The sequence below is a fragment of the Streptomyces sp. NBC_00210 genome (assembly GCF_045160975.1).
Classification (GTDB): domain Bacteria; phylum Actinomycetota; class Actinomycetes; order Streptomycetales; family Streptomycetaceae; genus Streptomyces.
Genome location: NZ_CP108120.1, coordinates 4,525,506 through 4,546,532, shown reverse-complemented (window position 1 = coordinate 4,546,532; position 21,027 = coordinate 4,525,506). Strand labels below are relative to the sequence as shown.

Below are 21,027 nucleotides of genomic sequence, written 5' to 3'. Positions count from 1 at the left end.
AGCGCCGATATTCGGGGTGGTGCTCAGTGTGCAGGGGTGCGCGTGCTCAGCCGCCGATCTCTGCGGGCTTGACGACGATCCAGTTGCGGTCGGCGTCGACGCGGACTCCTGCCTCCTTCTGCTCGTCGGCCCGCTTGGCCTTCTCCAACTGCAGCGCGTCGGTGTACTTCTGCTTGCGGTTGACCCACACCCGTTCTCCACCGGCCTGTACATCGGTGTCGAAGAGCATGAACCAGTCACTGGGTGCGTCACCGGCGACGAGCACCGGACGCTTGTAGTGGGCGATGTACTCCTTGATACCGGCGAGCTTGCCGACGTACCACGTGCCCGGGGTCCACAGGTACGGCGTGATCTCCATCCGCATGTGCTTGCTCTTGGGGTACTCCGCGTCGAGGAAGTGCCCCTTCTCGATCTGCTTGCGTGCGGTGGTCAGTTCGCCGGTTGCGGGATCGCGCAGCAGTGTGGTGACACCGATGACGTTCTTCGGATCGATGCCGAGGCCGTAGGCAGGGTCGGAGACCACCATGCGCACCAGCTCCTCATGAGCGGCGGTCATGACGTAGACGCTGATCCCGTGCTTGCGCAGCTCGTTGATGAGCTGGCGCTGGCCGGGGTAGATGCGCGGCGGGTTGACCGTGCTGTGCACGGTTTCGTTGCCTTCGTAGTACGTGACCGGTATGGGCTTGCCGTAGGCGAAGAGGTCGTCGACATGGCCCTTGAGTGTTTCGAGGGTGAGCCCGGAGAAGACCTGTGCGACCCACGGATAACAGACCTTGTCGTCGATTTCGCACAGCCGCACGTAGTACGAGTAGAGGCTCTCGCCGTCGCGGAAGGGGATCAGTTTCAACGACGGATCGAGGTGGTCCCGGTCCAGCACGCCCTTCATCTCGAGGTAGGGCAGCAGTGATTCCTCGAGGTCGTAGCGCCAGATGGTGTTGTCGGCGTCGAAGACGGCGTAGTCGCCGTGGTCGGAGAACTTGGAGATGAGTTTCTGCAGCCGTTTTTCCTGGGCGTGCGGCCAGGAGCTCAGGTCCGCGTGGCGGCTGTCCCCGGCGGCGCCGGCGGGACTGTCGGCGGCCTGTGCCAGCACGGGGCCGAGCGTCAGCGCAGCAACAGCGGTGACGGCGCTGAGGATGCAGACCAGAAAACGCCGGGCAGTGGGCATGGAACTACCGCCTCTCAGGTCGGTCACGGTTCCGCATTACGCAATGCCATGTGGCATGCGCAACGAGGGAAGCGGATCCGGGCTATGGGTGTCAAGAGTCACGACGCCGCCCTTTGCACCGGTAACGTGAAACGGGCTGCGGGGCGGCGGGGCGGCCGCGTGCCGCTCAACTGCTCGTACCTGCCCGCCCACGAGTGCACCGACTGTCGCGAAACCCATACCGGGCCGCGACTTGAGTGCGGGGGGGCGGTTCCACGGCTCTGGCTCCGCGCCAGAGTAGAGAGGCAGAGGCTTCAGCCTGCGAAGCAGCCGAAGTCCTCGTTGTCACGACTGTCGTAGTTGCATGTGACGGGGGCCAGTCGGCCAAGGGGCGTTCCGGGGACAGGCCCGGCGCGATGCGTTCGGCGAAGGTCTGCGCCGTGTTGCCGTCGGGGGCGTCCGGGCCGACGGTCGTCGACACCGCGACGACCAGTCGCCCCTCCGGCTCGTACGCCATGCCCTCCTTGCCACAGCCGGCCCGCGGTGCTCGCATCCTGAAATCGAACAGACGTACCATTCTGGTGTGGCTGAAACGTACGACTTCCCCGACGACCTCCGTGCCGCGCAGCTCGACCTGCACCGGACGCGTGCTGAGTACGCGGCGCTGTGCCGGGCCCTGCCGTGGTCGGTGACCCCGGAGCCCGGCTGGACGAGCGAGAAGCACGTACTCGGCGACCGGGTGGTGTCCTTTCCGGACAGCCCGGGTTACACCGACGAGCAGGCGGCCGAGGTGGAGCGGCTGCGCCGGCGGCTGCTCGATCTGTCGGTCACGGTGAGCACGCATCCGTACTGGGCGAGCCTGACGGCGGACGTGGTCGATGCCCGGATGGCGCTCAAACACGTCCACGAGCAGGACGAGGGCAAGGCGGCGTGAGGGTCATGGCCGAGCGCCTACCATCGCGGCTGGAGCTTCTGCGCTTCCTGGAGCGGGTCCAGCTTCAACAGCTCCAGCAGACGAAACGCTGGCTGGAGCAGGAGGAGGACCGAGCCCTGCGCGCTGCGCACATACCACCGCCACCGCCGGAGTGGAAGATCGAGATGAGCCGCGGCGGGCGGCACCCCATCGCGGTCCATGCGGGGGACTGCACCCACGGCGGTGCGCCGCGGGCCAAGTCGATCAGCCGCGAACAGGCACTCGCCGCCCTCGCCGCGCATGTCGAACCGTGCACGATCTGCCGTCCCGACCGAGACCTCGGCATGCTGTGACCGGCCACCCGTCGCAGCCTGGAGGCATGAGAGGCGCCCCGATCGTCGTGCACCGGTTCAGCCCGACCGGCGGCCGGCGGGTCACGGTGCGGGACCGGATCATGGGCCTGGCCCACTCCGACCGGGACCTGCTGGAATTCCTCCGCCAGGCGGGCCTGCCCGACGCCGAGGACCTCCTGGACGACCCGACGTGGGTCGAATGGGTCGGCGGCAGGGCACACGAGTACCAGCCGGACGGTCCGCCGTGAGCCCGCAACCGCCCACCAGCGCAAACGAAGAGGCCCCGACTGATCACGGTCGGGGCCCTCGGCGACTCGCGGCCAAGAGGGTGAGTTCTCAGGCGGATTGACGAGTTCTTTGCTGCCTTCGACTCGTCGACCGAACCATCCACGCGCAGCAACCGCCACCAGTTCGTGGAGTGCGTTCCGGGCGGCTACCGCTCTGGGTGCCCTGCAACGGGGCTCGAACTCGGAGCCGGCGGGCCGCGGTTGCGGCGTGCCCAAGACCGTCAGGTCGCGGCACGGCCTTCCTGGCCCGTCTCGGGGTCGGCCGAGGCGGGCGGGCGTGCTCGATCGGTGCCGGTGTCGATGAGGATCTGTTCGGCCTGCGCATCGTTGTCGGCGCGGACGGCCCTGGCCATCGCGGCGCGTGCCGCGTCGGGCGTCGCGTGCGGCGGGATCACCAGCAGGGAGAAGTGGTCTCGATCGCCTCGGGTGATCAGGACGGTGTCGTCACCGACCGGGAAGGAGTCGATATGCACGGCGCGGTCGTCGATGATCAGTCGTGACGGCAGTTCTTCCCAGGCGCCGGCGTCGAGGCCGACACGCGTGACGGGTCCGAGGTACTCGGTCAGCGCGGAGATCAGGACGGGAAGCTCGGCGCCTATGTCGCGGGAACGCGGCCACCACGCACCGTCGAGAACTCCCTGACGGGAGTGCGTCGTCTCCAGCCGCAGGAGTGCCGTTCCGGGTTTGACGGACTGATGGATCGCGTCCGGCAGCAGCTTCGCTGCGCGCGGGGTGTCGGAGTCGGACATGGTGTGCTCGCCGTCTGCGGGATTCGTCAGTTGGCCGATCGCCTGGGACGGCGTCTGCGTGGCTGCCGGGCCGGCGGAGTGGTTTCGTCATTTCACGGTACTCCGCGAGCCGGCGCCCAGCGGTCGCCCGCGCAGCGGACCCGGACCCGGGTTCGCGAGAAAGTCGCTGGTCACGCGCGGGTTATGCGGGCCACACGCGGAGTACAGTGAAAGGACCGGGAGTACTTCGCACACCGGCTACGCGCTGGTGCCGTTCTCGGCGAGCAATAGCACCGGGGACGTTGAAGACGCGCCCGGGGACGGGTCTGCGCCATGACCGCCATGACTGCCGCGATCGACCGTACGAACATCAATGAGCGCGTCGCCTCACCTCCCGCCCGCCTGTCCCTGACCCCCGCAGGCCCGATGCCAGGTCTTCTGGACGGTGCATGGTGGCCTCGCTCCCGCGATCTCCTCCGTGAACTCCCGGCGCTGACGGACGTGCTGGACTCGCGCTGGGGGCGGATCACTCGCGTCACCGTGAACCCGGCCCACTGGCCCGTGATCCCCCGCAAGGTGCCCGTGACCGGGCATACGGTGCACGTCGGCTGGTTCACCGACGAGCAGGACCCGCACAAGCTGATTCTCCTCAGCTACACCGCAGGCCGCTGGGACCTGTTGGTGATCCCGCCGGAGACCGATGCGGCTGTCGCTGCCCGGCTGATGTCCGCCGCGGCCGCCCCCGGGGGCATCGTCGCCGCCAGCGGTCTGATGGCGAGCGAGGACACCACCCGTAACGCGAGTGAGTCGCTGAGCCGGGAAGAGGAGTGGGAGACCGAGGGCGGAGCCTCCTCGGCGGCTGCCGGGCACCAAAGCCCCATCCGCCCGGCCGGGCACCAGAACCTGATCGGCCCTCTGAGCTGCACCCAAGGGATGTGAGGACGTGGAGACTGCCCTGACCGTGGCCGTGATCATCGCCATGATCGTCGTAGGAGTAATGCTGATCCATCTGCTCAATGGCCAGCACGAGGCACGGATCGCGGCATTCCACTACGGCGACATCATGCCGGGAATCGGCCGACGGACCCGGAAGAGCCGACGGCCGGCAACGCCTGCCGGACCGCCCGTCGCCCCCACTCACCACGAACACAGCAACGGGTCCGCGGATGACGCATGACCTTCTGCTGACCGGACCGGTGGGTGTGGAGCTGCGGCTCATGCCCACCGACACGTCGTCCTGATGAATGAGGTCACCATGAAGCCACTGGAACTGCCCCTGGCCGGGCGTGCCGACGTGCGCATCGTTGCCGCGTCCCCCGAGGTCGCCCGCCGGGTCGCAGAGGTACTCCGGCGTTGCTTCGCCGCCACCGAACAGCGCAGTTACTCCGCCAGTGGCGAAGGCGGAACCCGCCTCCACCTCACCGTGGACACCAGCCAAACGGCCGAGCCGGCGCAGTCCTGGCTGGTGACCAGTCAGTCCTCGTCGGGGGATCGCGGACACGCGGACGAAATCTGAAGCGATGGAAATCTGAAGCGATGGAGTGCCTCAGCACGAGTGGGCGGACGTCATGGCAACACTGCAGGAGCGGAAGGTCTTCCGCGAAGCGATCATGAAGACCCTGTACGAGGCCACGGAAGGCAATCGCCTCCTCGGCGTCACCGGGGCGAAGCTGCGTGACGACCTCCAGGTCCCTGACGAGGATCTGGCCGCCGCCTGCGCGTATCTGGATGGCGAAGGGCTCATCACCGTCGACTGGGCACAAGGAAACACACCCGCGATGGTCATGCTGACGCATCAAGGGATCCGGCTCATGGAGGCCGAGGAGGAGGAACACGACTGACGCGGCGCGGGGCCTTTCCGGACATCAGGAGTGAATTATCCGAATAATCTCTGATGCCGGAAGTGCGTAGCGGTCATAACATGATGAATGGGTCGTGCACTCTCACGTGTGGCGGCCCGGAAGGGCGGCCCCGGTGTGTATACGCCGGGGTCGTTGTGTCACCTTCGGCGCGTGGCAGGGAGCAGGGAATGATTCGTTCAGCCGATATCCGCGAGTGGCGCGACCGCGACGTCGTCGACCCGAAGGGGCGCAAGATCGGCGCGCTGGAGGCGATCTACGTGGACACCGCCACCGATCAACCCGCCATGGCCACCGTCCGTACCGGCCTGCCCACCCGGCAGCGCCTGGTTTTCGTCCCCCTCGACGAGGCGATGCTGGGACCGGGATACGTCAAGGTCGCGCACGCGAAGGCACTGGTGAGGCAGGCCCCGTCCATCGGCACGGACGACATCCTGCCCGCCGAGCGGGAGGAAGCGATCTTCAAGCACTACGGCATGGCCTACCGGCCGGGCGCCAACGGCGAACGACAGCTCGCGCGCCGCTGATCGCCCGCCGATCTCCCGCCGATCTCCCGCTGCTTTCCCGTCGATCTCCGGAGCACCGCACCCGTGGAGGTGTGCGCGCATGGCGATCTTCCTGTTCCTGCTTCTCGTCGCCGTCGTTCTGGGACTCATCGGCGCGGTGGCGGAGGGCCCCCGTGACGTGAACGCCGACTAGGCGGTGGGGAGCGTCAGCTGGTACTCATGGGTGCGGCGGTAGGCACGGAATCCCAGCTGCTCGTTGACCGCGAGCATGTGGGTGTTGTCCGTCGCGTTGTCGGTTTCGACCTCGGTGAGGTGCGGGTGCTCCGCCCGCAGCCACTGCAGCATCGACGCCTTGACCCGGACGCCGAGGCCATGGCCGCGGTGGGCCGGGACCACCGCCGTGTCGTATTGCTGGGCTCGGGGACCGGTGCCGCCCGGGATCACGATTTCGGTGAAGCCCGCCATGTCGCTGTCGTGCAGCGCGGCGACGGTCAGGAGCGTATCGCCGCGGTCCGCGACGACCTCGGCCATCCTGACGACCCGGTCGGCGTCCCAGCCGACCGTGCCGTAGTCGATCTCACCGATGGGCATGTCGTTCATCGCGGACTTGGCGGCCGCGAAGGCGGGGGCGAGTTCGGCGGGGACGGTGCCGCGCCACCGGGTGAGGCGGTAGCCGGGGTCGTCTGCCGTGGCCAGCTTGTCGAGACGGTCCGGGTCCAACTCGCTCAGAGGCAGGATCAGATGATCGAGCGTCAGAGCAGAGCTGAAGCCGCGGCTCACACAGAAGCGCTGGGCAGGGGTGTCCGCCGGGGTCTGAGTGATGACCGTGCGACGGGCCTCCGCCGACGCCCCGGCCAGCAGTTCGCTCAGCAGCCCCGATCCGATGCCCCTCTTCCGCAGGTCCGGATGGACATACAGCTCCGCCTCCGCGAGATGGCCCTGGCCGACTCCGGTGAACAGACGGAGCGAGGCGACACCCGCGACCCGGCCGTCCGGTCCGGTGGCCAGCCAGGTGAGGACTCGGCTGCGCAGCTGGCTGCCCGCAAGACGGGCGTACAACTCCTCGGCCGTGGGCGGCGGTACACCGGGCAGGTCCAGGGCCATCGATGCGGCGACCACCTCCTGCCAGGCTTCGGCCTGTGCGGGTGTGAGCTGCGGCAGCGATGCGATCGCGAAGGAGGAGTCCATGCCGTCACTCTTTCAGGGCGGGCGCTCGACAACGACCCGATAACAGCCGGCCTGTTGAGAGTGCGGGGCCCCAGCGCCGCAGGGCGATGGGGCCCGCCTTCGTCGGCTGTCAGCCGCTCCAGCACGCCAGGGCGGGGCGCTCGGCATCGTGCAGCAGGCCGATCAGGGAGCTGCGGGCGCGGGCGACGCGGGAGCGGACCGTGCCCACCGGGCAGCCGCTGACCAGGGCCGCCTCGGCGTACGGCAGGCCCAGCAACTGCGTGAGGACGAAGGCCTCACGGCGCTCGTCGGGGAGCGTCGCCAGCAGCTCGGCGAGGGCGATGCCGTCGTCGAAACCGGGCAGGTTCCGGTGCTGGGCGCGCTCGGCGGCGGACTGCCAGTCGTCCGTGTCCGCGAGCCGCGGGCGGGCGGCGGTGTGGCGGAGGCTGTCGATCACCGCCCGGCGGGCTATCGAGAGCAGCCAGGTGCGGGCCGACGAGCGGCCCTCGAAACGGTGCAGGCTGCCCAGCGCCCTGAGGAAGGTGTCCTGGGTCAGATCGTCGGCCGCCTGCGGGTCGGCACTGAGGTAGGCGACGTACCGGCGGACGTCGCGGTGGAGAGCGCGTACGAATTGCTCGACGGCCAGGGGGTCGCCACCGCGGGCGGCGAGCGCCCACGCCGTGATCGCGTCGTCGTGCGGATTGGCGGTACATCGGGTCGCGTTCGGCCGGGGCGTGGTGGGCCGGGGCACGGTCGGCCGAGGGGTGGTCGGCCTGGGCATGGTCGAGGGCAGGGCAGCGTTCATCGCCTGGTGTCCTTCTCGGGAATCCGGTGGAACCGGTGAGTCGTACGGCCACGCGAAGGCGCGACCGGAGCCCGGACCGCCGAGGTGTGAACCCCATGGCGCGGCCGGGGAGCCGGCTGTCAGCTGACAGCGGTCTCCGCGGGCGGACCCCGAGTGGTGAGATCGTGAACGAGCAGCAGCTGCCTGGGCGTACGCACGCGACGGACGCGACGGACGCGGATCCGCGGGCGGCCGGGCAGCACGGGGACGATGACCGGCAGACGCAACGGTGCGGCCAGCCACCCTGCGACGGCGCGCAGGATCCGGAACGCCGCCCGCTCGCCGTACGCGAGCCAGAGGCCGCTGAGGAGCGCGGCCAGCAGGTGGGCGGCGAGCATTCCGGCCGAGGAGTTCGGTGAGGTGAGTGAGGTCAGTGAGATCGGCGAGGTCGGTGACAACGGCATGGTGCTCATGCCGTCCATGGCGTGCATCGCACCCATGTCGTGCGCCATCGAGGGCGCGGCGCCGTGCCCGTGCGTCGCCGGTACGGGCTGCGCCAGCGAGAACGCGGTGTGCAGTGCCGCCTGCATGGCCATCGTGATCGCCACGACCGGGAGGAGACCGCGCTCCCGCTCGGCCAGACACCACCCCGCGCCGCCACTCACGCCCGCTCCGGCCGCCACTGCCCACCAGGGGACGCCCGTCTGCGACATCAGTACGTGGCCCATGGCTGCGAGCAGCACACAGACAGCCGCGAACACCGCAGCCCGTACCGCGCGCACACCCCGTCCAGCACTCATGGCGGGCTCATCCTTGCATCCGGCTCGTGCACTTCAAGGGTGGGTACGGAACTTCCCGAGCGAGGCTCAAGGGACGACGGGTGATTCAAGCCATAGAAATTCCCGGGAACTTGGCGGCCGCCGCGAACGACTCCTGGCACGGCCCGGGTGACTTTCGGGGGAGCCAGGAAACGGAGACGCAGCGGTGGGGACAGCGGAGCAGAAGGAGACGGCCGCAGCTGGTGTGCCCCGCCGGACGGGCGGCCCGACGGATGGCCCGGCGCGTACGCCCACGGCGCTGCTGACCTGTGCCATGGCCTTCTCCATGATGCAGCTGTTCCTGCTCGGAGCGCTGGGCCCACGTCTCGTGAACGAGCTCGACGTGTCGCCGACCCTGCTGGGTCTGACCACGACCATCGGCTTCGGCGCGGCCGCCGTGCTCTCGCCGGTCGGCGGCCGAGTCGTCGACCGGGTGGGACCGCGCCGCTGTCTGGTCGCGCTGCTGCTGGTCTCCGCCGTGGCACTCGCGCTGATCGGTGCCGCGCCCGGCATCGGGCTGCTGCTGGCGGCGGTCGCGCTCGGGGGGCTGCCGCAGGCGCTCGCCAACCCGGCCACCAACAAGGCGATCCTGGCCACCGTGCCGCCCGAGCGGCGCGGCTCGGTGACCGGGATGAAGCAGTCCGGCGTACAACTCGGGGCCTTCGCCGCCGGGCTGCCACTCGCGGCGCTGGCCGGGGTCGCGGGGTGGCGGGTCGCGGTGTGGACGGCGGCGGGCGCGGCGGTCGTGGCGGCGGTGTGGGCGGCGCGGGTGCTGCCCGTGGACGCCGAAGCCTCGGTCGGCGGGCCGTCGCCGAAGCCGGGCCAGGGGTCCGGGCCCCGCCCGAGCGAAGGATCCGGGCCGCGACCGGGCTCCCCGCCGGCTTCCGAGCCCGGCTCCCCGCCGGCTTCCCAACCCGGCACCTCGCCCGCTTCCCAACCCGGCACCTCGCCCGCTTCCGGGCCGCGCTCCTCGCTGGTGCCGCGGGGTGCGATCGCCTGGCTCACCGTCTTCTCACTGCTGCTCGGCTGCGGCATCGCGTCCGTCAACACGTACCTGGCGCTGTACGGCGCTCAGCGGCTCGGCCTCGGCCCCACGGCGGCCGGCGCGCTCGTGGCCGTACTCGGCATCGCGGGCGTCGCGGGCCGCGTCGGCTGGTCGAAGGTGGCCGGGCAGCCCGGTCGTGCGGTCTGGCTGCCCGGCGGGCTGGCCGCGGGCTCCGTCGGGGCCGCGCTGCTCCTCGCGGGCGCGACCTTCGTCCACCCGCTGGCATGGGTCGCGGCGGTCGCCGTCGGCGTCTTCGCGGTCGCCGCCAACGCGGTGTCGATGGTGCTGGTCATGCAGCGCGCGGCTGCCGGGCGGGCGGGAGCGGACTCGGCGCTGGTCTCGGCGGGGTTCTTCGCCGGATTCGCCGTCGGGCCCCCGCTGTTCGGCCTGTTGGCGGAGTCCGGGTACTACGGACCCGGGTGGCTGCTGGTCGCCGGTGAGTTCGCGGGCGCGTGTGCGGTGGCGCTGTGCTGGGCCGTACGGGACAGGCGCGAGGCACGCGCATGAGTGCGCCTCAGTGGGCCGGGCGCGCCCTGGCCGGAGTTCTCGACCGGATCGCCGTCACCCGGGCCGAAGTCGCCGACCGTTTCCCGCTGTTCGCAGATCCGGAGTCCGGGCGCTGGACGACGACCCGGCGCGGCTCCTGGACCGGCGGGTTCTGGGCCGGGCTGCTGTGGCTGCGGGCACTCCACTCCGGCGACGCATCGGACCGGCAGGCCGCGGCCGAGTGCACCGCACGGCTCACCGACTGGGTCCACGCCGACACCGCCGCCCGTGGGCTGATCCTCTGGTACGGCACCGCCCTCGCGGACGACGCCGGATCCGTGGCGCTGCGAGAGCGCGCGGCACGCGCCTGCCTCGATGCGTACGACCATGAACTCGGCCTCGTCCCTTGGGGTTCGGCCTTCGGCGGCCCCCGGCTCGCGGCGCGCGTGGACGGCGCACCGGGCATGGTGCCACTGCTCGCGTCGGTGAACGCGAAAGCGGCCGAATCCCATCTGCGCACGCATCTGGAACTCGGCGCGCCCGGGTGGAGCCGTGGCCGTGCCTGGTTGCTGCTTGCGGTGGCCGACGCACTGCGGTGCTTGGATGTGCCCGATCTTCGTGGTGCGGCGACGGAGTTGACGCCTTCGCGACATGTTCCGCTCGCCACCGAGGAGCATCCCGACGGGCCGCTCGACACGTCCGCCGCGGCCATCACTGCGGTCGCGCTGCTCAAACTCGGGCAGCGCGACCGGGCCACCGCGGTACTGGAGGAGCTGGTGCGCGTACATCTGGCGGACAGCGGCGCGCTGTTGGACGGCTGCTATGACCTCGGCGGAGGCGTTGGGATGCGGCATGAGCTGGTGTGGGGCGACTTCTTCCTCGCCCTCGGTCTTGCGGTGCTGACGGGGCTCGTCGACGCCCACGCCGTCTAGGACTTTCGCAGCACCCGCCGTGCCACCGAGGTGATGTGCAGCTCGTCCGGGCCGTCCAGAATCCGCGCCGTCCGGCCGGTGCGGAAGAGCCCGGGCAGCGGAGTGTCGGGGCCGAGACCGGCCGCGCCGTGCACCTGGATCGCCGCGTCCGCGACCTGCTGGAGCATCCGGGCCGCCGCCACCTTCGCCAGGCCCACCTCCACATGTGCGTCGCGTCCCGCAGCGAGGTGCGCCACGGCCTCGTACACCAGCGGGCGCGTCGTGCGCAGGGCGAGCAGCGACTCGAAGATGTGGCGCTGGACGAGCTGGAGGTCACCCAGCGGCCCGCGCGAACGGGTGCGGGTGAGGGACCGCTCGCGCATCAGCTCGAAGGCGCGCCTCGCCTGGCCGAGCCAGCGCAGACAGCGCAGGGTACGGCCGAACTGCAGCCGTTCCCCGGCGATCGCCAGGGCCTTGCCGCGCTCGCCGAGCAGATGGTCGCCCGGCACCGCCACCTCGTCCAGGGCGATCTCCCACTGGCCGCCCGCCCCCAGCACGGGAAGTTCGCGCACCACGCGGAAGCCCGGCGAGTCCGTAGCGATGAGCAGCAGGGAGAGGCCTTCGCGGTCGGGCGGTGCGCCGTCCGTGCGGGCAAGGACGGTCACCAGATCGGCGTCGGCGGCCGCGCTGGTGAACCATTTGCGGCCGCTGACCGTCCAGTTGCCGTCGGCCGAGGGCGTCGCCGCGGTCTCGGTGAGGAAGGGGTCGGTGCCGGGGGTTTCGGGTTCCGTCATCGCGTACGAGGTGCGCAGCTCCCCGGCGACGAGCCGCTTCAGACAGAGGTCGCGCACCCGGGCGCTGCCGTGCCGTCGCAGCATCAGCACATCCAGCAGGGGCGCGGAGCCGAGCGCGGCAGGACCGTGGTCGCTGGCGCCCTCGGCCTCGGCGATATGCGCGTACGACAGGAGGGGCAGCCCTTGGCCGCCGAGTTCGGCGGGAAGGGGCAGCGCCCACAGGCCCTGGTCCTTGGCCTCCCGCTGGAGCCCGCGCAGCGCTGCCGTCGCCGCCGGGCCGCCGCGGTCGAGCACCGGCTCCCGGGGCATCACTCGTTGCCGTACGAAGTCCGCGACCCGGTCCCTCAACTCCCGTACGTCGGTCGGACATTCGGGATGTCCGGCCACCGCCGGCGTTTCGCCCTGCACCACTTTCCTCCGGCCTTCCGGGAACCCATGGGAACGACTGTCCGACTGCCTCTCACACGGAACTGTCGGGTGCGAGGGCTCCCGGGTTCCCACCGCTTCGGGGAGGGGAGAGGCATGGCATCACCAGCCACCACGCGCACGGTCCGGCCACTGGACGGGCTGCGGGCGGAGGCCGCGGGGCCGCCGGGCGGCCGAGGCGGTCCGTGCGGTCCGGGCGCCGGGCACGTGGCCGAGCATCTGCGGCTGCTGGGCGCCGCAACGGATGACACCGAGACATCCGGTTTCGTCGTCGAAGGTGCCGGTTTCGCCCCTCTCGTCGCCCGGACGGCATGGTCGGATGCGGGCGCCGACCTCACCGACGAGGCCACCGTGCAGGCCGCCACCGGGATCATGGCCGTGCACGGGAGGCGCGACGGCGGGCCACGCGGCATCGCGGCCGACTACGCCGCGACCGCCACCGGCGTGCTGACCGTGCAGGGAGTGCTCGCGGGCCTGCTGGCCCAGGCGCGCGGCGGGCAGGTCGCGCAGGTGTCGACCAGCGCGAGCCGGGCGGGGCTGCTGGCCGTTTCGCAGTATCTCGCCGCAGCCGGCGCCGACGAGGGCGAGGCGGCCGAACTCGCCCCCGGCGGGCCGCCCTTCACCTCGGCCGACGGGACCGTCTTCGAACTGGAGACCCTGGACCCGGGGGCCTGGGCGGCGTTCTGGCGGGTGCTCGGTGCTCCGGAAAAGGCGGTACGGGCGGGCTGGCGGCCCTTCCAGTTCCGGTACGCCACGGCCTGCGCACCGTTCCCCGAGGCACTGCACATCGCGGTCCGGCAGATCGAGTGGGAACGGATCCGGCACGCGGCCGGGGTCTCCGGCGCTCAGGTGTGCCCCCTGCGGTCCCTGGCCGATCGGGGCATCCCCGATGCGCCCCCGTGGAACCTGGTCCCGTACGAAGCGATGTACCCATCGGGCGCCACCGCGGGCAGTCCGCAGCTCGCCGGAGGGCCGCTCGCCGGGCTGACCGTCCTGGAGGCCGGACGGCGCATCCAGGCACCGCTCGCTGCCCATCTGCTCGGCCTGCTCGGCGCCGAGATCGTCCGGATCGAACCGCCGGGCGGCGACCCTCTGCGCGGCATGCCGCCCGCCTGCTCCGGGATCTCCGCGCGCTGGCTCGCCCTCAACCGGGGCAAGAAGGCCGTCGAGGTCGACATCAAGTCCGCCGCCGACCGGCGGCGGCTGCGCGAGACGGCGGCCGGAGCGGACGTCTTTCTGCACAACTGGGCCCCCGGGAAAGCCGCCGAACTCGGCCTGGACCACGAACACCTGGCCGCCGTGAACCCCGCGCTCGTCTATGCGTACACCAGCGGCTGGGCGAACCGGCTGCCCGGCGCCCCCATGGGGACCGACTTCATGGTGCAGGCCCGCACCGGCGTCGGCGAGGCCGTCCGGCCGGCCGGTGAACCGCCCGCGCCCTCGCTGATGACCCTGCTCGATGTGCTCGGCGGACTGCTCGGCGCGGAAGCCGTGCTGGCCGGGCTGCTGCTGCGGGAGCGCACCGGTAACGGCGTACGGGTCGACTCGTCCCTCCTCGGCGCGGCCGACGTCCTCACCGCGCCCGCGCTCCGCCGTCTCGCACAGGGCGGGGACGGGCGCCGGCCCGCCGGCTTCCGCCGCCCCCTGCCCACCGCCGACGGCTGGATCGCGCCCACCGACACGTGCGCGCCCGCGGCCGCCGCCTACGACCTGCGCGGGCTTCCCACCGTGGAGGCCCTGGCGCAGCTGCGCACACACGGCCTGTCCGCGACGCCTGTCACGGCCGACCTGGCCGGCCTGCACCACGACCCGCGCTTCGGCGGCTCGATCAGCCGCGACGCGCACGGTGCCCCTGCCGTTCCCGACCCCTGGAGCTTTCTGTGACCGTCGCACTGCACGACCTGCTGCCCGCCGAGCTGCGCCGTTCCTGGACCGTCGACGGCACCTGCCCCGACCTCGACGTCTACAGCCTCTTCCGGGCCCGCCAGATCGCCGATCTGCATCGCACCGCGGTGATCGACGCCAAGGGGAAGCTCTGTTACACGGCCCTCGACCGCAAGGTGCGATGTCTGGCCGCCGGCCTCACCGCCCTGGGCATAAGCCCCGGCGATGTGGTCGGCGTACAGCTGCCCGGCGGGCGCAACGCCGTCATCGCCGATCTCGCGCTGGCCGCGATCGGCGCTGTCGCGCTGCCCTTCCCGGTCGGCCGCGGCGGGCGCGAGGCGGCCTCGCTGCTGGGCAGATCCGAGGCGGTCGCCGTGATCGCCGCCATCGAGCACCGGGGCTGCCGGCCCGCCGCCGCTCTGGTCGAGCTCGCGGGTGAACTGCCCGCGCTGCGTACGGTGATCGCCGCCGGGTCCGGCACGGCGCCCGGCGGGTCCCTGCCGCTCTCCCAGCTGCTGCGCACCGACGCGAGCGCCTTCGTCCCGGCCCGCCCGGACCCCGATTCCGCCGTACGCATCCTGGTCTCGTCGGGCTCCGAGGCCGAGCCCAAGATGATCGCGTACTCGCACAACGCGCTGGCCGGGGGCCGCGGCAACTTCCTGGCATCCCTGATGAAGGACGGGCAGCCGCCGCGCTGCCTCTTCCTGGTCCCGCTCGCCTCCGCCTTCGGCAGCAACGGCACCGCGGTCGCGCTCGCCCGGCACGGCGGAACCCTGGTGCTGCTCGACCACTTCACGCCCGCGGCCGCCCTGGACGCCATCGCCGAGCACGAGCCGACGCATGTGCTGGGCGTGCCGACGATGATCCGGATGATGCTCGACCACCTGGCCGAGCAGCCGCGCGAACTGCCGCCGCCGACCGCGCTGGTGCTGGGCGGCTCCGTCCTGGACGCGGCCACCGCGCAAGAGGCCCGCCGCGCCTTCGGCTGCCCGGTCGTCAACCTGTACGGGTCGGCGGACGGCGTCAACTGCCATACGGGGCTCGGTGATCCGCCCGTGCCGGTGGAGGGGCCCGGGGTGCTCGCGGGACATCCGGACCCGCGGGTCGCGGACATCCGTATCACCGTCCCCGGCAGCGACGAGCCGGCGGAGGCACCCGCGGGTGCGGTCGGTGAGATCGTCGCCCGCGGCCCGATGACGCCGCTGTGCTACGTGGGCGCGCCCGAGCTCGACGCCCGCTACCGCACCGCCGACGGCTGGGTGCGTACGGGAGATCTCGGCATCCTGGGGGAGGACGGCGCGCTACGGGTGGTGGGCCGGCTGAAGGACGTGGTGATCCGCGGGGGCGCGAACATCAGCCCGGCCGAGGTCGAGATCGAACTGGCCGCGCATCCGGGAGTACGGGACGTGGTGTGCGTCGGCGTCCCCGATCCGCTGATGGGGGAGCGGCTTGCGGCCTGTGTGGTCGTGCGGGACGGGCATGTGCCGCCGACGCTGGACGAGTTGTGCACCCACCTCGACGCGCGGGGTCTGGAACGCCGCAAGCACCCGGAGCGGCTGCTGGTGCTGACCGCGGTGCCGCTGACTCCCGCGGGCAAGCCGGACCGCACGGCACTGCGAAGGTCCCTCACGGGGGAACCATTGGTTCAGGCGGTCTGACCCCGGTCCGTCCTCAATCGCCGGACGGGCTTGCAAACAAGCCCCGCCGGCGATTGAGGCGCTGGGGCGGAGCCCCAGGTGCTTCAGCCGTCCGGCGGAATGCCGGCCGGTCCGGCGTTGAGGCCGGGATCCGGGGCGAGCCCCGGGTCACGCGCCAGCCATCGCCGCCTTCACCGCAGCCGCCGCAGCGCGGTACACCGGCAGCAGATCCAGGTCGTCACCCGGATAGTTGACGATCTTCACCTGCTTCGCGCCCGAGTCGGGCAGCACCGTCCCCGTCGACATGTGTGCGTTGTCCAGCACCAGCGCCGGCTTCTTCGCCGACAGTCCGGACAGCTGCTTCGCGGTCACCGCCTCGGGCCCGTACGTCCCGACCACATTGACGCCCGCCATCTTCGCCGACCACGCGGTGAAGACCTGGGTGACGACGGCCGGGGCCTTGCCGCCCGGCCATGCGGCCTTCAACTCCCGCTGCAGCCCTGCGTACTGCGTGCCGAAGGTCTTCTGCCAGCTCGCCGCCGCGTCCGCCGTGCCGAACAGCTTTCCCAGCCGGGCGACTTCGGCCGTGGCCTTGTCGGCGTCGTTGTCGAGGTTCACCTCGACCAGCTCGGCGTCGGAGCCCGCGGCCTCCTTGATCTTCTCGGCGTACGGCTCGAAGGGCGCGTAGAGGACGAAGTCGGCCTCGGCGACAGCGGCGAGGTCGGAGGGCTTGGGGTCGTAGTCGGGCGCGTGCTGCACCGACTTGGGGACGATCACCTTCACGTCCTTCGCGCCCGCTGCCTTGGCGAAGGCGCCCTCCCAGGTCGTGGTGGCCACGACCACCGGCGCCCCGTCGTGAGCGTGCCCGCCGTCGCTCGACTCGGCGTCCGAGCTGCCGCAGCCCGCGGTGAGGAGCAGTACGGCGGTCAGTGGTGCAAAGAGGCATGCGAGGCGGACGCGGTTGCGCGCCATGGGCGGGTTCTCCGTTCGGGTACGAGATGGACGCCGAGGGCCACGGCCCCCGCCGTCAGGACGAGGACCGGGCCTGGCGGCAGGTCCAGCCAGAGAGCGACGAGGAAGCCGGTCGTATTGACCGCGACACCGATGGCGACGGCCCAGGCGCTGATCGACTTCAGTGAGGAGCCCAGACGGCGGGCGGCCAGCGCGGGCAGCAGGGTCAGCGCGTCGACCAGCAGCGCGCCGGTCAGCTTGATCGCGCCGGCGACCGCCACGGCGACCAGGACGAGCAGGATCAGGGTGAGCCGTGCGGCCTGCACTCCTGAACAAAGGGCGAGTTCACGGTCGTACAGCAGCAGGGCGATGTCGCGCCGCCGCCACCAGAACAGGGCCGGGACCAGGACGGCGAGCGCCCCGAGCAGCCACAGGTCGGCGGCGGTGACCGAGAGGATCGACCCCCACAGCAGCGCGAACGCACCCGCGGCATTGGCGCCCGAGACCGCGAGCACCAGCAGCGCCGCCGCGATCGCCAGGCTCATCAGGAGGCCCATCGCACCGGAGAGTCCGTCCGGTGTGCGGGCGAGCGGCGCGACTGAGGCGCCTGCCAGCGCGCACGCGAGAAGCGCACACAGCATGGGGTCGAGGCCGGTCAGCAGCCCCACCGCGATTCCCAGCAGCGCCACATGCATCATCGCGAAGCGCACCGGCATGATGTCGAGCCCGACGATCACGACGCCGACGATCGGCAGTCCGACGGCGGCCAGCAGCAGGGCCGCGCCCGCCCGTTGTACGGGGACGAGCTGCAGCAGGGCGCCGATGTCGGCGGTGGCGAGAGTCATACGGCCTCCCGCAGCCGCCCGGCGGCCATCTCGAGGACCCGCTCGCAGCGGTCGGCGAGCGCCCGGTCGTGCGTCACCACGACCAACGTCACCGGCAGCGACAGCAGCAGGTCGGCCGCCTCCTCCTGACCGGCGAAGTCGAGCGCGGCGGTGGGCTCGTCGGCCAGCAGCACCCCGGCCCCGGCGGCGACGCAGCCGACCGCCCGCGCCAGATGCATACGTTGCAGCTGGCCGCCGGACAGGGTGTGCAGCGGCCGGTCGGCCAGCCGCCCCACGCCCAGCTTCCCGGCCGCGTCCAGAGCATCCGCCACTGCGCCGCTGCTCGCCAGCAACTCCCCTGCCAGCAGCGGAAACCGCCCGGCCGCGGGCTTCTGCGGAATCCAGGCACACGCCCGACGACGCCAGGCCCACTCGGCGGCCGTGCGCGCCTGCCGCCCGCCGACGCCGATCTCACCGTCCACCGCGCGGTGCAGGCCGAGCAGGGCCCGTAGCAGTGTGCTCTTGCCGGAGCCGTTGGTGCCGGTCAGCGCCACGTGCTCGCCTGCCGCGACATCGAGATCGACGTCGCGTACGGCGTCCACGCGGCCGTGCCGGCAGCCCACTTGGCGCATCCGCAGGTCAAGCCCGCCCATTCCACCTCCCGCTCCCAACTCCCAGGTCACGGGAGAGGAGTCGGACGGCAGGTGCCGTCAGTTCCCGGGCCGGCCAGGATCTCCCTGAAGGGTCAGCCCCCGGTCCTGACCACCACCGCCTGCGTCCGCACCGTGGTCCCGTCCTTGAAGCGCAGGACGAACTCGACGCGCTCGCCGAGCTCCAGCGGCGGCGGAGACTCGACCATCACATCGCCCACGGCCGGGGACATCTTCACCTCACCGCCCGCGGGGATCCTCAGCTCGGGCACCTCCTCCATCCGGCCCGCCCCGCCGGACTCGACGTCGCGGGCCAGCATGGTCGGCGAGCCGAGCAGGGGTGCCGTGACCGAGACGAGCATGGCGTCGGAGCCACCGGTGTTGCGCAGGTCGATGTAGGCCACGGTGTCCCGGTCCGCGATCGGCTGGACGAGCCGGGCGCGGGTCACCGTGATCTCTGCCGGGGCCGCGCCGGCCGCGCCGCTCGCCACATAGGCGACGAGCAGGGCGAGCGTCACGACGCAGGCACCGACCGGAACCAGGACGGCCGCCGCCATGGCGTCCCCGGTCCCGTCTGGGTCAGCGGAGGCTGAGGTCATCGGAGCCCCTCCAGGAGCCGGTGGCGCGACGGCCGGCGAGGCCGTCAGGACGTGTCGGCCGACTGCGCGGTCGGGTCTCTTGGGCGCGCAGCCGCAGACTGTTGCCGACGACCAGGACAGAGCTCGCGGACATCGCGAGCGCCGCGAACATCGGGGTGAGCCAGCCCGTCGCGGCCAGCGGCACGGTGACCGCGTTGTAGCCGAAGGCCCACACGAGATTGGCCCGGATGGTGGCGAGCGTGCGGCGGGTGAGACGGACCGCCGAGACGACCGCGGCCATGTCCTCCCGTACGAGAGTTATGTCGGCGGCTCCGATCGCCGCGTCCGTGCCGCTGCCCATGGCGATGCCGAGATCGGCCGAGGCGAGAGCGGCCGCGTCATTGACCCCGTCGCCGATCACCGCGACCCGGCGTCCCTCGGCACGCAGGGCGGCGACCAGTGCGGACTTGCCCTCGGGGGTGACCTCTGCATGGACCGTACGGATGCTCAGCTCGCGGGCCACCGCCCGCGCCGCCGCCTGTCCGTCGCCGGTCACCAGGATCGGCTCGATGCCGAGCCGGGTCAGCTTGGTCACCGCCGCGCGGCTGGACGGCCGCAGGGTGTCCCCGACGGCGAGCAGGGCCACGGGCCGGGAGTCGATCTCGACGACGACCGCGGTGTGCCCGGCCTCCTCGGCGCGCCCCAGCCCGGCCCGCAGCGCGTCCGGCAGCGTGAGGCCGGGTCGTGGACGGCGTACGGAGACCTTCCGGCCCTCGACCACGCCGTGCACGCCCTCGCCCTGCACGGCCCGGAAGTCACTCACGCCGGGCAGTGCGTCACCGCCCGGCTGCTGGCGCGCTGCGGCCACCACGGCCCGCCCGATGGGGTGTTCGGAGCCGTACTCCACCGCGGCCGCGAGCCGCAGCGCCGTCGGGGCCGTGGGCGAGTCGTCGGCGACGGCCGTCTCGACGAGCGTCATACGGCCCGTGGTGAGCGTCCCTGTCTTGTCGAAGACCGCCGTGTCGACCCGGCGCAGCCGCTCCAGCGCCCCCGGTTCCTTGATGAGCACGCCGAGCTGCGCGCCGCGGCCCGTCGCCGCCAGGAATGCGGTGGGCGTCGCCAGGCCCAGCGCGCACGGGCAGGCCACGACCAGGACGGCGACCGCCGCGGTGACGGCCGCCTCGGGGTCGGCGCCGGCCCCGAGCCAGAAGCCGAGCACGCACGCCGCCACCGTCACGACCGCCGGGACGAACACGCCCGCGATCGTGTCGGCGAGCCGCTGCATGCGTGCTTTGCCGGCCTGCGCGTCAGTCACCAGCCGGGTGATGCGGGCCAGTTGGGTGTCGGCGCCGACAGCGGTGGCGCGGACGACGAGCAGCCCGCCGGAGTTCACGGCCGCGCCCACCACGCGGGAGCCCGGCCCCACCTCCACCGGCGTCGACTCGCCGGTGACCAGGGAGAGGTCCAGCGCGGAGCTGCCGTCGGTCACCACACCGTCGGTGGCGACCTTCTCGCCCGGCCGGACCAGGAACTCCTGGCCGGTGCGCAGCTCGGACACCGGGAGGCGGCGCCCCTGGGAACTGCCGCCCCCCTTCAACTCGACGTCCTTCGCGCCGAGTTCGGCAAGCGCCCGGAGCGCCGAACCGGTGCCGCGCTTGGCGCGCGCCTCCAGATAGCGGCCCGTGAGCACGAACAGCGGGACGCCGACCGCGGCCTCCAGGTACACATGCGCGGTGCCGCCCTCCGCGCTCGGCACGAGACTGAACGGCATCCTCATGCCGGGGTCGGCCGCGCCGCCGAAGTACAGGGCGTACACGGACCAGAGGAAGGACGCGATCACACCGAGGGAGACGAGGGTGTCCATGGTGGCCGTGGCATGCCGCAGGCCCCTCAGCGCCCTGGTGTGGAAGGGCTGGGAGCTCCACACGACGACCGGCCCGGCGAGGGTGAAGCAGAGCCACTGCCAGTAGTCGAACTGCAGGGCCGGGACCATCGACAGGACCAGGACCGGGACCGCCAGCAGCGCGGTGATCAGCAGCCGTTCGCGGCTTGTGGCCCGCTCCTCCTCCGCGTCGCCGGGCTCCTCATCGGCTGCGGGCGGGGGCAACTGCGCGGTGTAGCCCGCCCGTTCCACCGTCGAGACCAGCATGTCCGCGCTCACCTCCGGCGGATGCGCGATCCGGGCGAGACCGGTCGCCAGATTGACCGTGGCGCTCACCCCGTCGAGGCGGTTCAGCTTCTTCTCCACGCGGGCGACGCACGCCGCGCACGTCATGCCGCCG

23 protein-coding genes are annotated in these 21,027 nt (G+C 71.9%); 12 read left to right on the top strand and 11 right to left on the bottom strand.

The window, feature by feature from the left end:
• Positions 1-46: 46 nt before the first annotated feature.
• On the bottom strand, positions 47-1,165 hold the full coding sequence (locus OG729_RS20665) for a haloacid dehalogenase-like hydrolase (protein ID WP_360873079.1): 1,119 nt from the start codon (positions 1,163-1,165) through the stop codon (positions 47-49).
• Between the two features lie 562 nt (positions 1,166-1,727).
• On the opposite strand from OG729_RS20665, the gene OG729_RS20660 reads away from it, so the two are divergent.
• Genes OG729_RS20660 through OG729_RS20650 form a run of 3 tightly spaced genes read left to right on the top strand, consistent with a single transcriptional unit; the run spans position 1,728 to position 2,658 of the window.
• The gene (locus tag OG729_RS20660; protein WP_360873073.1) at positions 1,728-2,078 is read left to right on the top strand and encodes a hypothetical protein; all 351 of its coding nucleotides are present in this window, start codon (positions 1,728-1,730) and stop codon (positions 2,076-2,078) included.
• A gap of 5 nt (positions 2,079-2,083) precedes the next feature.
• On the top strand, positions 2,084-2,410 hold the full coding sequence (locus OG729_RS20655) for a DUF6233 domain-containing protein (RefSeq protein ID WP_405807574.1): 327 nt from the start codon (positions 2,084-2,086) through the stop codon (positions 2,408-2,410).
• A gap of 26 nt (positions 2,411-2,436) precedes the next feature.
• Positions 2,437-2,658 carry a hypothetical protein gene (locus OG729_RS20650; RefSeq protein ID WP_360873068.1) on the top strand — a complete coding sequence of 74 codons (222 nt, stop codon included), beginning with the start codon at positions 2,437-2,439 and terminating at the stop codon, positions 2,656-2,658.
• A gap of 260 nt (positions 2,659-2,918) precedes the next feature.
• Here OG729_RS20650 and OG729_RS20645 read toward each other — a convergent pair whose 3' ends face one another.
• Positions 2,919-3,446 (bottom strand): DUF5994 family protein, encoded by a 528-nt coding sequence (locus OG729_RS20645; RefSeq protein ID WP_405807572.1) that lies wholly within the window; start codon positions 3,444-3,446, stop codon positions 2,919-2,921.
• A gap of 321 nt (positions 3,447-3,767) precedes the next feature.
• Between OG729_RS20645 and OG729_RS20640 the strand changes: the two genes are divergently transcribed.
• From OG729_RS20640 to OG729_RS20620, 5 genes are all read left to right on the top strand, one after another.
• A complete protein-coding gene (locus OG729_RS20640) occupies positions 3,768-4,364 on the top strand; it encodes a DUF5994 family protein (protein WP_360873280.1) in 597 nt (198 codons plus the stop codon).
• Positions 4,365-4,368: 4 nt separating this feature from the next.
• Positions 4,369-4,602 carry a hypothetical protein gene (locus OG729_RS20635; protein ID WP_360873063.1) on the top strand — a complete coding sequence of 78 codons (234 nt, stop codon included), beginning with the start codon at positions 4,369-4,371 and terminating at the stop codon, positions 4,600-4,602.
• A gap of 78 nt (positions 4,603-4,680) precedes the next feature.
• The gene (locus OG729_RS20630) at positions 4,681-4,941 is read left to right on the top strand and encodes a hypothetical protein (RefSeq protein WP_360873060.1); all 261 of its coding nucleotides are present in this window, start codon (positions 4,681-4,683) and stop codon (positions 4,939-4,941) included.
• 52 nt (positions 4,942-4,993) lie between these two features.
• Positions 4,994-5,266, top strand: coding sequence for a hypothetical protein (locus OG729_RS20625; RefSeq protein WP_405807570.1), 273 nt, complete (start codon positions 4,994-4,996; stop codon positions 5,264-5,266).
• A gap of 188 nt (positions 5,267-5,454) precedes the next feature.
• Positions 5,455-5,811 (top strand): PRC-barrel domain-containing protein, encoded by a 357-nt coding sequence (locus OG729_RS20620; protein ID WP_360873054.1) that lies wholly within the window; start codon positions 5,455-5,457, stop codon positions 5,809-5,811.
• Between the two features lie 168 nt (positions 5,812-5,979).
• On the opposite strand, the gene OG729_RS20615 is transcribed toward OG729_RS20620, so the two are convergent.
• The 3 genes from OG729_RS20615 to OG729_RS20605 form a co-directional block, all read right to left on the bottom strand.
• Positions 5,980-6,978, bottom strand: coding sequence for a GNAT family N-acetyltransferase (locus OG729_RS20615; RefSeq protein WP_405807569.1), 999 nt, complete (start codon positions 6,976-6,978; stop codon positions 5,980-5,982).
• Positions 6,979-7,087: 109 nt separating this feature from the next.
• Entirely contained in the window at positions 7,088-7,738 is a 651-nt protein-coding gene (locus OG729_RS20610; protein ID WP_405811205.1) for a sigma-70 family RNA polymerase sigma factor, read from the bottom strand.
• A gap of 143 nt (positions 7,739-7,881) precedes the next feature.
• Positions 7,882-8,541, bottom strand: coding sequence for a hypothetical protein (locus OG729_RS20605; protein ID WP_405807568.1), 660 nt, complete (start codon positions 8,539-8,541; stop codon positions 7,882-7,884).
• A gap of 292 nt (positions 8,542-8,833) precedes the next feature.
• Between OG729_RS20605 and OG729_RS20600 the strand changes: the two genes are divergently transcribed.
• On the top strand, positions 8,834-10,111 hold the full coding sequence (locus OG729_RS20600; protein WP_405811204.1) for an MFS transporter: 1,278 nt from the start codon (positions 8,834-8,836) through the stop codon (positions 10,109-10,111).
• On the top strand, positions 10,108-11,022 hold the full coding sequence (locus tag OG729_RS20595) for a sugar ABC transporter permease (protein ID WP_405807567.1): 915 nt from the start codon (positions 10,108-10,110) through the stop codon (positions 11,020-11,022). The genes OG729_RS20600 and OG729_RS20595 overlap by 4 nt, the downstream gene beginning before the upstream one ends.
• On the opposite strand, the gene OG729_RS20590 is transcribed toward OG729_RS20595, so the two are convergent.
• Positions 11,019-12,203 carry an acyl-CoA dehydrogenase family protein gene (locus OG729_RS20590; RefSeq protein WP_405807565.1) on the bottom strand — a complete coding sequence of 395 codons (1,185 nt, stop codon included), beginning with the start codon at positions 12,201-12,203 and terminating at the stop codon, positions 11,019-11,021. The two genes, OG729_RS20595 and OG729_RS20590, sit on opposite strands and share 4 nt — an antisense overlap.
• Before the next feature lie 114 nt (positions 12,204-12,317).
• Between OG729_RS20590 and OG729_RS20585 the strand changes: the two genes are divergently transcribed.
• Both OG729_RS20585 and OG729_RS20580 read left to right on the top strand, forming a co-directional pair.
• Positions 12,318-14,105 carry a CoA transferase gene (locus OG729_RS20585; protein WP_405807563.1) on the top strand — a complete coding sequence of 596 codons (1,788 nt, stop codon included), beginning with the start codon at positions 12,318-12,320 and terminating at the stop codon, positions 14,103-14,105.
• Positions 14,102-15,763 (top strand): class I adenylate-forming enzyme family protein, encoded by a 1,662-nt coding sequence (locus OG729_RS20580; protein WP_405807561.1) that lies wholly within the window; start codon positions 14,102-14,104, stop codon positions 15,761-15,763. Before OG729_RS20585 ends, OG729_RS20580 begins: the two co-directional genes overlap by 4 nt.
• A 147-nt stretch (positions 15,764-15,910) precedes the next feature.
• On the opposite strand, the gene OG729_RS20575 is transcribed toward OG729_RS20580, so the two are convergent.
• The 5 genes from OG729_RS20575 to OG729_RS20555 all read right to left on the bottom strand — a co-directional run bounded on the left by OG729_RS20575 (position 15,911) and on the right by OG729_RS20555 (position 21,020).
• Complete coding sequence (locus OG729_RS20575) at positions 15,911-16,714, bottom strand: metal ABC transporter solute-binding protein, Zn/Mn family (protein WP_405807559.1); 804 nt, start codon at positions 16,712-16,714, stop codon at positions 15,911-15,913.
• On the bottom strand, positions 16,669-17,538 hold the full coding sequence (locus tag OG729_RS20570; protein WP_405807557.1) for a metal ABC transporter permease: 870 nt from the start codon (positions 17,536-17,538) through the stop codon (positions 16,669-16,671). The genes OG729_RS20575 and OG729_RS20570 overlap by 46 nt, the downstream gene beginning before the upstream one ends.
• A complete protein-coding gene (locus OG729_RS20565) occupies positions 17,535-18,170 on the bottom strand; it encodes an ATP-binding cassette domain-containing protein (protein WP_405807555.1) in 636 nt (211 codons plus the stop codon). The genes OG729_RS20570 and OG729_RS20565 overlap by 4 nt, the downstream gene beginning before the upstream one ends.
• A 92-nt stretch (positions 18,171-18,262) precedes the next feature.
• Positions 18,263-18,766, bottom strand: a complete 504-nt coding sequence (locus tag OG729_RS20560; RefSeq protein WP_360873024.1) for a copper chaperone PCu(A)C — start codon at positions 18,764-18,766, stop codon at positions 18,263-18,265.
• Complete coding sequence (locus tag OG729_RS20555) at positions 18,747-21,020, bottom strand: heavy metal translocating P-type ATPase (protein WP_405811202.1); 2,274 nt, start codon at positions 21,018-21,020, stop codon at positions 18,747-18,749. The genes OG729_RS20560 and OG729_RS20555 overlap by 20 nt, the downstream gene beginning before the upstream one ends.
• Between the last annotated feature and the right edge of the window lie 7 nt (positions 21,021-21,027).

Excerpts from the sequence above, each read along its gene's own strand:
- OG729_RS20655 (WP_405807574.1), top strand. The coding sequence starts at position 2,084 with ATGGCCGAGCGCCTACCATCGCGGCTGGAGCTTCTGCGCTTCCTGGAG.
- OG729_RS20650 (WP_360873068.1), top strand. The coding sequence starts at position 2,437 with ATGAGAGGCGCCCCGATCGTCGTGCACCGGTTCAGCCCGACCGGCGGC.
- OG729_RS20620 (WP_360873054.1), top strand. The coding sequence starts at position 5,455 with ATGATTCGTTCAGCCGATATCCGCGAGTGGCGCGACCGCGACGTCGTC.
- OG729_RS20640 (WP_360873280.1), top strand. The coding sequence starts at position 3,768 with ATGACTGCCGCGATCGACCGTACGAACATCAATGAGCGCGTCGCCTCA.
- OG729_RS20595 (WP_405807567.1), top strand. The coding sequence starts at position 10,108 with ATGAGTGCGCCTCAGTGGGCCGGGCGCGCCCTGGCCGGAGTTCTCGAC.
- OG729_RS20600 (WP_405811204.1), top strand. The coding sequence starts at position 8,834 with ATGGCCTTCTCCATGATGCAGCTGTTCCTGCTCGGAGCGCTGGGCCCA.
- OG729_RS20645 (WP_405807572.1), bottom strand. The coding sequence starts at position 3,446 with ATGTCCGACTCCGACACCCCGCGCGCAGCGAAGCTGCTGCCGGACGCG.
- OG729_RS20560 (WP_360873024.1), bottom strand. The coding sequence starts at position 18,766 with ATGACCTCAGCCTCCGCTGACCCAGACGGGACCGGGGACGCCATGGCG.
- OG729_RS20570 (WP_405807557.1), bottom strand. The coding sequence starts at position 17,538 with ATGACTCTCGCCACCGCCGACATCGGCGCCCTGCTGCAGCTCGTCCCC.
- OG729_RS20615 (WP_405807569.1), bottom strand. The coding sequence starts at position 6,978 with ATGGACTCCTCCTTCGCGATCGCATCGCTGCCGCAGCTCACACCCGCA.
- OG729_RS20555 (WP_405811202.1), bottom strand. The coding sequence starts at position 21,020 with ATGACGTGCGCGGCGTGCGTCGCCCGCGTGGAGAAGAAGCTGAACCGC.
- OG729_RS20565 (WP_405807555.1), bottom strand. The coding sequence starts at position 18,170 with ATGGGCGGGCTTGACCTGCGGATGCGCCAAGTGGGCTGCCGGCACGGC.
- OG729_RS20625 (WP_405807570.1), top strand. The coding sequence starts at position 4,994 with ATGGCAACACTGCAGGAGCGGAAGGTCTTCCGCGAAGCGATCATGAAG.
- OG729_RS20610 (WP_405811205.1), bottom strand. The coding sequence starts at position 7,738 with ATGCCCAGGCCGACCACCCCTCGGCCGACCGTGCCCCGGCCCACCACG.
- OG729_RS20575 (WP_405807559.1), bottom strand. The coding sequence starts at position 16,714 with ATGGCGCGCAACCGCGTCCGCCTCGCATGCCTCTTTGCACCACTGACC.
- OG729_RS20665 (WP_360873079.1), bottom strand. The coding sequence starts at position 1,165 with ATGCCCACTGCCCGGCGTTTTCTGGTCTGCATCCTCAGCGCCGTCACC.
- OG729_RS20585 (WP_405807563.1), top strand. The coding sequence starts at position 12,318 with ATGGCATCACCAGCCACCACGCGCACGGTCCGGCCACTGGACGGGCTG.
- OG729_RS20605 (WP_405807568.1), bottom strand. The coding sequence starts at position 8,541 with ATGAGTGCTGGACGGGGTGTGCGCGCGGTACGGGCTGCGGTGTTCGCG.
- OG729_RS20630 (WP_360873060.1), top strand. The coding sequence starts at position 4,681 with ATGAAGCCACTGGAACTGCCCCTGGCCGGGCGTGCCGACGTGCGCATC.